9 protein-coding genes and 1 pseudogene are annotated in these 12,401 nt (G+C 59.9%); all 10 read right to left on the reverse strand.

Annotation, left to right across the window (positions count from 1 at the left end):
* Positions 1–825: 825 nt before the first annotated feature.
* The 10 genes and pseudogenes from LMTR13_RS25505 to istB all read right to left on the reverse strand — a co-directional run bounded on the left by LMTR13_RS25505 (position 826) and on the right by istB (position 12,400).
* On the reverse strand, positions 826–2,892 hold the full coding sequence (locus LMTR13_RS25505; protein WP_065730202.1) for a 3-hydroxyacyl-CoA dehydrogenase NAD-binding domain-containing protein: 2,067 nt from the start codon (positions 2,890–2,892) through the stop codon (positions 826–828).
* A gap of 574 nt (positions 2,893–3,466) precedes the next feature.
* Entirely contained in the window at positions 3,467–4,351 is an 885-nt protein-coding gene (locus LMTR13_RS25510) for a beta-keto acid cleavage family enzyme (protein WP_065730203.1), read from the reverse strand.
* 196 nt (positions 4,352–4,547) lie between these two features.
* Complete coding sequence (locus LMTR13_RS25515; RefSeq protein WP_065730204.1) at positions 4,548–5,507, reverse strand: 3-hydroxyacyl-CoA dehydrogenase NAD-binding domain-containing protein; 960 nt, start codon at positions 5,505–5,507, stop codon at positions 4,548–4,550.
* Positions 5,504–5,866, reverse strand: coding sequence for a hypothetical protein (locus LMTR13_RS25520; RefSeq protein ID WP_156795785.1), 363 nt, complete (start codon positions 5,864–5,866; stop codon positions 5,504–5,506). The genes LMTR13_RS25515 and LMTR13_RS25520 overlap by 4 nt, the downstream gene beginning before the upstream one ends.
* A gap of 296 nt (positions 5,867–6,162) precedes the next feature.
* On the reverse strand, positions 6,163–6,462 hold the full coding sequence (locus LMTR13_RS25525; RefSeq protein ID WP_065730206.1) for a hypothetical protein: 300 nt from the start codon (positions 6,460–6,462) through the stop codon (positions 6,163–6,165).
* Between the two features lie 71 nt (positions 6,463–6,533).
* Positions 6,534–7,598: an ABC transporter substrate-binding protein gene (locus tag LMTR13_RS25530; RefSeq protein WP_065730207.1), complete on the reverse strand. Its 1,065-nt coding sequence runs from the start codon at positions 7,596–7,598 to the stop codon at positions 6,534–6,536.
* Between the two features lie 90 nt (positions 7,599–7,688).
* Positions 7,689–8,783 carry an ABC transporter ATP-binding protein gene (locus tag LMTR13_RS25535; RefSeq protein WP_065730208.1) on the reverse strand — a complete coding sequence of 365 codons (1,095 nt, stop codon included), beginning with the start codon at positions 8,781–8,783 and terminating at the stop codon, positions 7,689–7,691.
* 1,042 nt (positions 8,784–9,825) lie between these two features.
* Complete coding sequence (locus tag LMTR13_RS25540; protein ID WP_083219213.1) at positions 9,826–10,614, reverse strand: enoyl-CoA hydratase-related protein; 789 nt, start codon at positions 10,612–10,614, stop codon at positions 9,826–9,828.
* A gap of 275 nt (positions 10,615–10,889) precedes the next feature.
* Positions 10,890–11,552: pseudogene (locus tag LMTR13_RS25545) on the reverse strand (acetate--CoA ligase family protein); the annotation flags it as partial.
* Between the two features lie 83 nt (positions 11,553–11,635).
* Entirely contained in the window at positions 11,636–12,400 is a 765-nt protein-coding gene (gene istB / locus LMTR13_RS25550) for an IS21-like element helper ATPase IstB (RefSeq protein WP_197521175.1), read from the reverse strand.
* Between the last annotated feature and the right edge of the window lies 1 nt (position 12,401).

Raw genomic sequence — 12,401 nt, forward strand, 5'->3', positions numbered from 1 at the left:
AGAGCCGCCCCTTGTACCGGTTTCGAAACTTACCGACGCGCATACAGGCCACAGTCGTCGGGGAATATTTTGACAAACGGCCACTGAGCGGTTTGATAGAGCTGGAAGTGAGCCACTGCGGCTCCCGATGGCGAGAAGAACCGGCGACGGCTGTGAACGCGACTACGAGACATTGGCCACTACGATAGCTGTTTTCGATATTGTGGACGGTGAAGGATGGCAGTTTTTCAACGACCAATCGCGCCGCTTTCTATAAACGAAAGCCCAGTTCGGGGCTCCGATGCAGAGAGCGCTGCTACTCCGTTGCCTTCGGTGAAAGCTCAACGCCTTGCAAGGCTTTTCCCTTGACGCCTCGGCCGTTCGATAACCGGTTAGCCTCAGTTTCCATATCTCATCATCTCAAATCGAGATCTGGTAGCAAGCAAGGCCGAGAAAAAGATATCCGGCCCCCACGCGCGTAAATGGCGAGCCCCCTTGGCGCCACCAACTCCGAACCGACGGATATGCACGGTGACTAGAACTCCCCTCTCCCGCCGAGCGGGGCCGGACATGCGGACGCGCTTGGAAGGCCTGCATGTTCAACAGCCGCGCCCTGGATTTGCATACGGAGATCGTGACACCGTGAACAAGCCCCAAGCCAGCTTGGACAATGTCCCACACGCTGTGCGCGATGGCACGCATGATCGACTACTACCTAAGATCGAACTGTCGATGTGGAACACGTATTGCTAGTACCCCCGGTCAATCGAAGATAGGCTGATCAACGATCCACAGTTGATCCAGTCGTGCAGGGGGATTTGCTAGGGGAAGCTAGGCCTATCAAGGCTAGCCCAAGTCGCCGAATTTCCTGCCCTCCGCGACCAGCTTCTCCAGGAGGGCAGCCGGCTCGAAGTCACTGCCCATGCTGGCCTCAAACTCTTTCATCTTGCATAGGACCTTATCAAGGCCGATCTGGTCCGCATAGTACATGGGGCCTCCGCGGTAGACCGGCCAGCCATAGCCGTTCACCCACACCACGTCGATGTCGGAAGCTCGGATTGCCTTACCTTCCTCGAGGATTTTCGCGCCCTCGTTGATCATCGGGTAGATGCAGCGCTCCAGGATCTCGTGGTGCGAGATGTCGCGCTTGTTCTTGCCCGACTTAGCGATAAGCTCGTTGACGATCTTCTCGGTCACGAGGCTCGGCTTAGGGTTTCGGTTCTCGTCGTAGTCATAGTAACCAGCGCCAGTTTTCTGGCCGTAGCGTCCCAACTCGCACAACACCTCGATCAGGGTGGAGCTCGTCGACTTCTCCTTCACCCACCCGATGTCCAGGCCCGCGAGGTCATTCATCTGGAATGGGCCCATGGGAAAGCCGAAGTTGTAGAGCGCGCTATCCACGTCCCAGAGCGTTGCGCCCTCGAGCACCATCTTGTTCGCTTGACGCTCGCGTTTCGATAGCATCCGGTTGCCGATGAAGCCGGGACAGACGCCTGCTAGAACTGCTACCTTACCGATCTGCTTGGCGAGCCTCATCGAAGTAGCAATAACGTCCTTAGCCGTCTGGCCGGTGCGGATCACCTCGAGGAGCTTCATGATGTTGGCTGGGGAGAAGAAGTGGAGGCCGATCACGTCCTGCGGCCGCTTAGTCACCGAGGCGATCTCGTCGATATTTAGGGCCGAGGTGTTGGTGGCCAGAATTGCCCCAGCTTTGCAGACGGCATCCAACTTCTTGAAGACGTTCTTCTTAACGTCCATTAGCTCGAACACGGCCTCGATGACGAGGTCGCAGTCTTTGAGGTCGTTCATATCGGTCGAGCCGGTCAGCAGGCTCATGCGTTGGTCCACCTGCTCGGCTGTGAGCCTGCCGCGCGCGACAGTGCGGTCATAGTTCGACTTGATGACCTTCAGGCCGCGGTCGAGAGCCTCCTCCTTGATTTCAACGATCGTTACCGGGATGCCAGCATTGACGAAATTCATCGCGATGCCGCCACCCATCGTGCCAGCGCCCAGGATGCCCACTCTCTTGACCGGACGGGTTGGGGTATCTGCCGGCACGTCCGGGATCTTCTGCGCTCGCCGCTCGGCGAAGAAGGCATAGCGCTGCGCCTTGGACTGGTCACCGACGAGAAGCTTCATACAGTCCTCGCCCTCCTTCTTCAGACCCTCATCAAACGGCAAGTCGATGGCATAGCCGACCGCGTGGGCGGCCGCGAACGGCGCCTGCAAGCCGCGCGACTTCTTGGTCATAGTGGCGACCGCGTTGGTGAAGATCGAGCGGTCGGCCTTGGCGGCTGCAAGGCGGGAGTCGTCGTCGCGGAGCTTGCGCAGCGGGCGCCCTTCGGCCAGTACCTTGCGTGCGAACGCTTCGCCGCCCAAGGCAGGTCCCTGGACGATCTCATCGATGAGGCCGCTCTCCAGCGCTTCAGCCGCGGAAATCGGTTCGCCGCCAGCGATCATCTTAACCGCGAGCTCAGGTCCCACCGCGCGCGGCAGGCGCTGCGTACCGCCAGCACCGGGCAAAATCCCAAGCTTAACTTCTGGTAAGCCGAACTTGGAGTCTTCGGCTGCAACCCGAAAATGGCAAACCAAGGCCAGCTCCAGCCCTCCACCCAGAGCGTTGCCGTGGATCGCAGCGACGATAGGCTTTGGCGAGTTTTCCAACGCCGCCAGCAACTCATTCAACCCCGGCGGCTTCGGCGGCTTGCCAAATTCGGTAATATCCGCGCCCGCGATAAAGGTGCGGCCCGCGCAGGTCAGAACGATCGCCTTCACCTCGGGATCGGCGATCGCGGCGTTCATGCATTCCAGGATACCGCCGCGCGCTGCAGCGCTCAGCGCATTCACGGGAGGATTGTTGATCGTGACAATGGCAATCACGTCATGATGTTCGAGTTTGACCACTTTATCCACGTCACACCCTTTGGCTTTGAATTCTATTCGCTTCCTCGCTGATCAGTTCCTCCGAGCGAGTAAGCCGCCGTAGGTGATGATCGGCATCCCGAACAACGGAGCCGAGGACAAGAGCCAGATATTTAGAATGCGTTGACGCACAAAGACCGCAAAGCCCGCATTGAATCGGATAATTTCTGCAAGATGAGGCCGCTTTCCGCGATTTCTAAGCCGAGTCATTGCCTGGCTTTAGCGACAGATCACGGCTGCAGAGTCGGAGCCAAAGCTATGGGCCGTTCGTTGGCAAGTCTGACGTAGCGCATATTTGCAACCAGCTGGGCAGTCTCGGTGAAGCCATTGCCATGCAGAAGCGGGTCGCGGCGGCGTCCACTGCAGTTCGCGGATGTGCATCGTGGCAAGCGTTTGATCGCATCAGCAACAATTTCCATTAGAGCTACTGAGGATTGATCGCAATTTGCCAGACGCCTTATCCGCTCGTTGCGCTCCTCCGGCGACGATGATGACCAATGACGCCAGATTTTTAGAGGGCCGAGAGTCCCGCAAGGCATAATCCCATGCGGGAATCCGACAACGGTTATCCGCGCTTTTCGACTCCAAGAATTGCCCGTGCCTCAGCCGGTGTGGCGACGCTTGCGCCCATGCGCTCAATGATGCCAACCGCGCTGTCAACGAGTTGGGCGTTGGATGCCAGGACGCCACGTCGAAGGTAAATGTTATCCTCCAGCCCTACCCGGACATTCCCGCCCATTGCGACCAACTGGGCAACCACTGGCATTGCATCGACGCTGCAGCCGAACCCACCCCACAACGCTTCTTTAGGTAGAAGCTCTCGCATCGCCTGTAGAGCAAGGGGAGTAGCAGGAGCACCATTGTTCGTGCCGAGACAGAATTGGAAGAGGGGAGGATCCTCAATCACGTGTTCTGAGATGAGCTTCTTGGCGGTTTCAATGTGGCCCAGATCGAAGCATTCAAGCTCGGGCTTGACACCGGCGGCTCGCATAAGATTCGCCATCTCTCGCAGATCCGACATGCGCGCAACAAAAATACGCTCTCCAAACGCCATCGTAGCGCAATCCAAGGTGCTGATCTCTGGCCGAAGTCTGATGGCATGGAGACAACGTCCCCTAGGATTCTTAAGGGTCGTCGCTTCGCCAATTTTTATTGGTTCAACAGAATCGAGCACGAGCTCGGCATCCATTCCGCACGTCAAATTGATGATGACATCAGTGGCCGAGTCACGAAGCTTCTTGACGACTTGTTCATAGAGATCGAATCGGTTCGATGGAGCTCCGCTGTCTGGATCGCGGACGTGAATGTGAACGATCGCAGCGCCGGCTTTCGCAGCTTCCAGCGCTGCGTCCGCAATTTGCGAGGGCGTCTTGGGAATGCCTGGATGTTTCGCGAGGACGGCAGCCCCCCCACCGGTAACTGCGCAGGTGACGATGACTTTCTGGGACATCAAGAGCTCCTATGTTATTGCCGTGAGGTCGAGCCCCAGCCGGCGTTGGACGAGTAGCGTTTTCGACCACCATGCGATCGGCCGCGACCACATGGGAATGCACGAGCGTTCGGCCACGACGACGTTTTTGCCCCCTGACGGCGCAGATCACGATCATCTTACCGGGACAAAGGGCCGATCTTGGGTTCGGGGTTCGTCAGATGCCGTGTTCCGAAATTTTCGCGCGGCGCTGCGCGAGGATTATCTCGATCACCATGTGGTCCCTCGCGGCCGCAAGGGCGACTCTGTCGCGATCAGCCGCCATGGCGCGACACCCCTCTTCCATCGCCTGAATAAGCTTAGGCGTGCCCTCGGGGGGTCGAAGGTGGGATAGAAGCGACTCACTGCCGAGAGGGAAGCGCTCGAAATAGGCACCGATGCCAGCCACATTAGCCAGATGGCGCACCATGAAGGGACCGACCGCCGTCCATCGCGGGGCGAGACCGTGCACGATCGCAGCATCGATTTGCTGGGGCGTCGCGTGGCCCTCAGCCACAAGGTGCATAGCCTCGCGCTCCAGCGCAGCCTGCAGATGATTGGCGATGAAGCCCGGAATCTCGTGATCCATGCGGATCACGATCTTTCCGATGGACTGGTAGAACGCTTCTACAGCAGCGAGCGCCTCTTTACTGGTATGCGGCGCACCGGCGACCTCCACCAGCGGGATTAAATAAGGCGGGTTGAACGGATGTCCGACCACCACGCGCGGCGAGTGCAGCCCTCCGGCCTGGAGGTCAGCGACGGTGAACCCCGAGGTGGACGAGGCGATGACCACGTCGGCTGGCACCAGGGGCTCGAGCGCGCTGTACAGACCTCGCTTCAGCTCTAACCGGTCGGGAGCGTTCTCTTGCACAAAATCTGCCGTTGTCACGGCCTCAGTCGCTGTGCTCGCCCAGCTCAGGGTGCCGCGGTCCTCGGCGCGCGCGCCGAGGCGCTCCATCGTGGGCCAGGCCGTCGCAAGAAGTTGGTCAAGACGGTCCCTGGCGTCTGCCGCTGGGTCCCACACGATCACGTCAAGCCCGCGCGCGAGAAAGAGCGCGACGAACCCACCGCCGATCAATCCTGTCCCGAGGCAGGCGACCCTGCGGATGCGATCAGGTCCGCGGAAGGCGCTCATGGGCTGGCCTCAAGTCCGCTGAGTGCACCGGCATGATGAATGTCCATCGGCAATTGCGGGATCGGGAGTTTAAAAGACGCTGCCGCCGATGCCCCGGCACGAACCGCGCCCTCGGCGCGAAAACACCGCAGCGGCTTAGCGGCCGTCGACAGCTGGCGGAGCAACGCCGGTATCACGCACATGACCTCGCGGCCACCATCGCTGATTCCGGATGGAGAAGCCGCCGTTGAAACTAGTGCGAATCCGTCTTCCTCGACCACACGCCGGAGCGCGGTAACGTCGCCCCGCACGACCACGGGGCTGCCGCGCATGCGAACAATTTCCGAGATGACAGGAAAATCTAAAGCAGCCGAACTCATCAGCGATCCACGCCTCGGCTTGGGCGCCGGCGCGCCGAGCCGCAACCCATGGTTTAGGTCCAGGATTGCGAGAGAGCTGGTTGTCTGCCGTGCCACGAGGCCTTCCGAGGGAGCGTGAATGGTGCGAAAATAGGGACGCTTCAGAGCCGAATTTCCCCTATTCCGGGCGGGACATTGCCGAAATTCTGTGTCTGCCTCGGGGCTTGCGAAGCTTTCACGCACAATTGCGTATTGCCACCGAGCTCGCACGAATTCGGATTTCGTGCCACCGCGTAGTGGTCGCTCGGATCGTTCAATCAGGCTAAGCTGCGGCAGGCCTGCTTGATATCTTCCGAGAAAGGCATAGGCGTTCTCGTCGGGCAAGTCCTTGCTGTCCCAACGCTGAGCGCCGTCATCGTCGGAGAGAAGTGCGTATCGTCATAGACCGCGTCGAGATCTCCGGCCAATCGCAAGGCGAAGGCGATCAGGATGAACAACAGAAGCGGCAGCACCAGGGTAAAAGCCGTCAGCTTGCGTCGGCGCGCGACCCGCTGCAGTTGGGCTCGCAGCGGCACGCCGTCGAAGCGGCCGGCGATTTGGGCAGCGATGGTCACCATCGATTCCTCTCTCACTGGTCCATTGGAGGCGAGGAGAACGGAAGCCCTCCCCGCCATTCGTTCCTCTGGTGTTACTTCGCGAGCCAAGCGGCAAAGCGCTGGCGCAGGTCGTCGCCCTTGTCAGCCCAGAAAACAGCGTCCCACTCCAAAGCATTGGCCATATGGTCGGGCGCGTTCGGAAGATTGGGCAAGATCGCCGGATCGACAAGCGCCATCGCGTCCTTGTGGTCGGGCCCGTAGGGGATGTAGCGTGTGAGGTCAGCTTGCGCCTGGGGCGAAGCTGCGAAGGCGATGAACTTGTAGGCGTCGTCTCGCCTCGGACTGCCTTTGGGAATCGCCCACAAATTAAAGGTCAGCTGCGCGGCGTCCCACATGATCTCGAAATGTTTGCCGGAGTTCTTGTTGGCATCGTAGATGCGACCGTTATAGGCGGCGGTCATGACGACCTGCCCGTCGGCCAGTAGCTGCGGCGGCTGGGCACCGGACGTCCACCAGACGACATCCTTCTTGATGGTGTCGAGCTTCCTAAAGGCGCGGTCGACACCTTCGGGCGTGCGGAGCACCTTGTAGACATCCTTGACGGCCACGCCGTCGGCGATCAGCGCCCATTCGAGATTCAACATGGGAAACTTCCACAGTCCGCGCTTGCCAGGGAATTTCTGCATATCGAACAGATCGGCGATGGTCTTCGGGCCGTTCGGCAGCTTATCCTTGTCATAGGCGATGATCGAGGCAGTGACTTCCGTCGGTACGCCGCAGTCGTGCTTGTCGCCACTCATGAACTTGGCCCGGTCGAGGCCCAGCTTGTTCCAGTCAATCGTCTCAATAATGCCCTCGGCACACAATTGCATGGACGAGCCCGAACCGGCGACGACCACGTCCCAGCTCACGGTCTTGGAGTCGACCATGGCCCGGATCTTGCCGGCCTCGCCATTGTACTCGTCCTCGGTGATCTTGATCCCGGTCGCCTTTGTGAAAGGCTCGAAAAAGGCCTTACGTTGAGCCGCCTGAAGGGCACCGCCCCAGGAGACGACCGTCAGCTGATCGCCCGCAAAGGCAGTCTTTGCCGGCGCAAGCACCACCACTGGCAGGCCGATTGCGGCTAGCGCGCACGTGATTCTCAATGACTTCCTCATCTTCTACTCTCTCCCGCTATGCCGCCCGCGGATGGGATGCGGCGTTGTCAAAAACCTGCCCCGCCCCTGCGCGCGAGGCCTCGGTCATCGTCAAGACGCCTCGAGCGCCCGACAATCCTCGGTTTTCCAGCCGATGGTGATCGCAGCCCCCGGCTTGGCCTGCACCACGCCTTCCGAATTCTGCAGCTTGATCACAAAATCATCATGGCCGCAGACCGAAGCCCGGATACGCACGTGGTCGCCCAGATAGATCACCTCCGCGATTTGCGCGCTGAAGACATTGGGCAGCGAACCCGGCGGCGGGTTCAGCTTCACGCGCTCCGGCCGCAACGACAGTATGGTCGGCCGGCCGACCGCCTCGACATTGATCGCCAGCGCTTGCACGTTGGCAGCGCCCGCAACCTCCACGTTGCAGGTCGCCCCATTCATCGCCACGACCTTGCCGTGCAGCCGGTTGTTCTCGCCGATGAACTGGGCGACGAAGGCGTTCTGCGGCCGCTCGTACAGCTCGGCGGGCGAGGCGAGCTGCTGGATAATGCCGTCGTTGAACACCGCTATGCGGTCGGACATGGTCAGAGCCTCGCTCTGGTCGTGCGTCACATAGACCACGGTGACGCCGAGATCCTCGTGGATATGCTTGATCTCGAGCTGCATCTGCTCGCGCAGCTGCTTGTCCAGCGCGCCGAGCGGCTCGTCCATCAGCACAAGCTTGGGATCGAAGATGAGGGCGCGGGCAAGCGCGACGCGCTGCTGCTGGCCGCCGGAAAGCTGACCCGGCCGGCGCTTGCCATAGGCGCCGAGCCGCACCATGTCGAGCGCCCGCTTGATCCTGGGCTCGATCTCCGCCTTGCCGAGCTTGCGGACCTTGAGTGGGAAGGCGAGGTTCTCCTCCACGGTCATGTGCGGAAAAAGCGCATAGTTCTGGAACACCATGCCGATGTCGCGCTTGTGCGGGGGCATGTTGCTGATCGAGCGCCCCTCCAAAAAAATCCGGCCCTGGGTGGGCACCTCGAAGCCGGCGAGCATCATGAGCGTGGTCGTCTTGCCGGAGCCGGAGGGTCCCAGCATGGTCAAGAACTCACCCCGGGTGATCGCCAAATTGAGGTTCTTAACGACCAGCGTTTCGCCGTCGTAGGTCTTCTGGATCTCGGAAAACTTCACAAAGGCATTGTTCGTGACTGGCATCGACCCTCTTCGCTCTCCCTTGCGTCCTGGCCCTCCCGCTACCGCGGCGCCCGTCGATGACCAGACCACGATCTTCCTCTTGACGGATTGCAGCAGTTGCGTGCGCAGTCGCAATTGCAGGGATATGCATGCATGAGGCGTCTGCGGTTGACTCACTGTTTCCTCCACCTGCGTTTTTGACCTGGCGACCTTTCGACAAGGCCCCTTGTTCTTCACGGAAATATTATCCTTGCCCGCCAGCGCTGAATTCGATCAATGTGGCCACCCCAGTAGCCGAAATCCTGCGCCATCTCAGGCCAATGCGAAGATTTATACTGGCCGCGTGTTCGGCTACGGAAATGCTAGTTTGAGCCATGCGCGAGATTGGACGCACGAGGCAGAGAGCACGGCGATTGATGATAAACTAGAAACACTTGGTATAAGCGCTCAGAACTCGGAGAGCTCGCGAGTCGAAGCTTAACTGCAGACTGTTCTTACTCCATATGATAATGTCACCACCTCATCCGCCACAAGCAGGGCGCGAGGTCTCGTGCGGGCAACCGTTTTAAGCTGGGACTCATCATCGTCGGCTTGGCGCGAAAATCGCAAGATTGGTCCGACGGATGTCCCTCAAAATGGGTTGCCCGCCAGAGATCGCGCAGCCGACGCATATGGTCCCAGGCAAGATCAAACTCAAGGCGCATGGCAAGAATAGCGCCTCTCCCCATATGACTTGTGCAGATAGGCGGCCGGATAATTCGCGAATGATAGGACTTTTGGCTGTTCAACATAGCGCGCAGAAGACGGCAGCGCCCAAGGAGGATGGAGACTCCGACCATTCGCCCAAGCGCGTGTGGCTCATCCGACCACCGCCTGACAAAGCCACGCCACCTTGAGCAAACAGCATCAGGAACTTCCACTACGAACCCATGACCAGTTGCGCGGGCATCTGGCCGCCTTGGCGGACGCCTACAAGTTCGCCAAGCTCCTCCATACCCTCGGTAGCCTAAGAACCGAAACGCTTCTCCCGCGATCCCGTCCAATCGACCTTGGTTTTAAAGAGCTAGCGTCCGGTGAAGTTTGGTGCTCGTTTCTCCACGAAATGCGCGACTCCTTCCTTGTAATCTTCCGAAGTGCTGGCAGCCTTCATTTCCTTGTCAGCTAACGCGCATGCTTCGGCGAGCGACTGGAAATGCGAAAGGTAGATCTGCCGCTTGATTACCGCGATTGAGCGCGGCGAGGCCGTAGTCACCAACTCGCGCGCGATTCCTTGCACCGTCGCAAGAAAGTTTTCTGCCGGCAGCGTGCGCACTAGGCCGAGGCGTTCCGCTTCCCGGGACTCGATGACGCGGGCCGAGCAAAGAAGGTCGAGTGCGTTCATCGTACCAATCAGGCGAGGGAGCATCCAGGATACACCGGCCTCGGCAATCAGGCCTCGTCTGGCGAAAGACGTAGTTAGCTTTGCACCTTCGGCCATATAGCGGAAATCGCCGAAAACTCCGAAGCACAGCGCGAATCCTGCGATCGGCCCGTTGATCGCCATGAAGATAGGCTTGGGCACGGCCAGCAGATAGGAGAATATCTGGTTAAAATTATCGGAGCTGCCCGCTAGATCCACGCCGTCGTCATCGCTCTGCTGGGGGATCAGAAGCGACATGTCGTACCCAGCGCAAAAGCCGCGCCCGGCCCCCGTGATCACGATCGCTCGGGTGTTGTCGTCAGCAGTTGCGGCGCTCAATGCGGCTCGTACTTCCGCCTCCATCTGGGGGGTCCAAGCGTTCAATCGATCTGGGCGATTGAACGTGATAGTCGCAACATAGTCGACAACCGAATAGAGGATTTCCTTGTACATTATTGCTCCTTTCCATTGCATCTCGAGGCTGGCTAGGTCTGCCAATATCGACACCTCACGTGAGTCGGCAGCGCTATTCTAAGTCGACGTACCACTCAATCACTTTGCCCATAGCTCGAACCTCGACAATCGTGCATTTCGCCTTTACTTCGCGCAGCGCCTGCAGCGCCACAGTTAGCGTCGGTTGCCTCGCCGCTTGCCGCCGCTTTGAGGTCCCAGCCGGCGCAGAAGAACTTGTCACCCGGGTCTTGAGGATGGTGACGCGCAGGTCCTGATCATCGCCTAACGCCTTGAAGGTCTCGCCTATCAGCCGCGAGGCTTTGGGGTCGATCGGTTGAGCGTGACTTCGACGATCGCGCCGTGGGTGGTGATGGCGTCGGCCGTTCTTCCTTCTTCTGTCCAAGCACCAGCAGCGCGTTGGCAATCCAAGCGCCCTGCCCCTCGGCGCAGACGATCACGGGATTGATGTCCAGTTCCTCGATCTTGCCTGCGTTCTGCTGGACGAAGGCGGCGATGCCGAAAATCGCCTCGACGGCGGCGGTGAGATCGGCCTCCGGCCGGCCGCGATAGCCTTCGAATAGCGGGAAAGCCTTCAGACTTCGCAATGCCGCTTCGATGTCGGCGCGGGTGGCCGGCAGCATTAGAGTGACGCTGTCGCGTAAAAGCTCCACCAGCACGCCGCCGCTGCCCAGCGTCATCACAGGACCGAACATCGAATCGCGGGTGAAGCCGACGATGAGTTCGGCGACTGCGCCGCGCACCATGCGCTCGACATAGAGAGCGTTGCCGATCTTCAGCAGGTCGTGTGCGGCCGCGCTAACCGATTCGGCGTCGTTTAGGTTCAACCGTACGGCGCCCAGCTCGATTTTGTGAGCGACGCCGAGCGCCTTCAGTGCAACCGGGAAACCGAGCGCCGTCGCGGAGATCGCCGCCTCCACCGGATCGGCCCGGACGGTCACTTCAAATTCCCCCACCTGTGGTCGCGCAAACTCCCCCACCTGTGGAGCAGGACAAGAGGTTATTAGGTTGACTGGGTTTTGCGTGCAAGGGCTTCGGCGGCTTCCTTGAGGCGGTAGCTGCGGCCGTCGAACTCGAGCAGATGGCAATGGTGCATGAGGCGGTCAAGGATCGTCGTGCTCATGGTGTTGTCGCGGAGATAAGCGCCCCAATCCTGCACGACGCGATTGGACGTGACGATGACGCTGCGGTGCAATTTGTAGCGTTGATGGATCAGAGTCTGCAGCAAAGCGCCAGCTTCGTCGGGGATGGTGCGAGCGAGGAACAGATCGTCAAGCACAAGCAGATCGCAGTCAAAGATGCTGCGCAGTCGCGCTTCGCGCTGAGCGGCGGGGCTGAGGGCGTAACGGTGAAAGAAGTCATCGGCCTCGAGATACTGGACCTTGTGGCCTTGCAGGATGGCCTGGTAGGCGACGGCCTTGGCCACGTGCGACTTTCCGGTGCCGGGCTTGCCAATGAGCAGAGCGTTTTCACCGACGGCGACAAATTTCAGCGCATGCAGCTGGAAGCAGGCCTGACGCGGCAGTTTGGGATTGAAGGACCAGTCGAACTCCGCGAGCGTGAGCTTCTCTTCGAGCCCAGATTGCTGGTAGCGGCGAGCGATGAGACGGGACTGACGACGATCGAGTTCGTCCTGCAGGAGCAGGCAGAAGGTCTCGAGGAACGGTTGGCTGGCGCCCTGGGCCTGCAGGACCCGGGTCTCGAGCGTGTCGCGTATGCCCGACAGCCGCAACTGTCGTAGGCAGCGATCGATTTCTGGCAAGGTCATG

Source organism: Bradyrhizobium icense (genome assembly GCF_001693385.1).
Taxonomy (GTDB): domain Bacteria; phylum Pseudomonadota; class Alphaproteobacteria; order Rhizobiales; family Xanthobacteraceae; genus Bradyrhizobium; species Bradyrhizobium icense.

Excerpts from the sequence above, each read along its gene's own strand:
- LMTR13_RS25535 (WP_065730208.1), bottom strand. The coding sequence starts at position 8,783 with ATGCCAGTCACGAACAATGCCTTTGTGAAGTTTTCCGAGATCCAGAAG.
- LMTR13_RS25520 (WP_156795785.1), bottom strand. The coding sequence starts at position 5,866 with ATGAGTTCGGCTGCTTTAGATTTTCCTGTCATCTCGGAAATTGTTCGC.
- LMTR13_RS25540 (WP_083219213.1), bottom strand. The coding sequence starts at position 10,614 with ATGTACAAGGAAATCCTCTATTCGGTTGTCGACTATGTTGCGACTATC.
- LMTR13_RS25515 (WP_065730204.1), bottom strand. The coding sequence starts at position 5,507 with ATGAGCGCCTTCCGCGGACCTGATCGCATCCGCAGGGTCGCCTGCCTC.
- LMTR13_RS25525 (WP_065730206.1), bottom strand. The coding sequence starts at position 6,462 with ATGGTGACCATCGCTGCCCAAATCGCCGGCCGCTTCGACGGCGTGCCG.
- LMTR13_RS25530 (WP_065730207.1), bottom strand. The coding sequence starts at position 7,598 with ATGAGGAAGTCATTGAGAATCACGTGCGCGCTAGCCGCAATCGGCCTG.
- istB (WP_197521175.1), bottom strand. The coding sequence starts at position 12,400 with ATGACCTTGCCAGAAATCGATCGCTGCCTACGACAGTTGCGGCTGTCG.
- LMTR13_RS25510 (WP_065730203.1), bottom strand. The coding sequence starts at position 4,351 with ATGTCCCAGAAAGTCATCGTCACCTGCGCAGTTACCGGTGGGGGGGCT.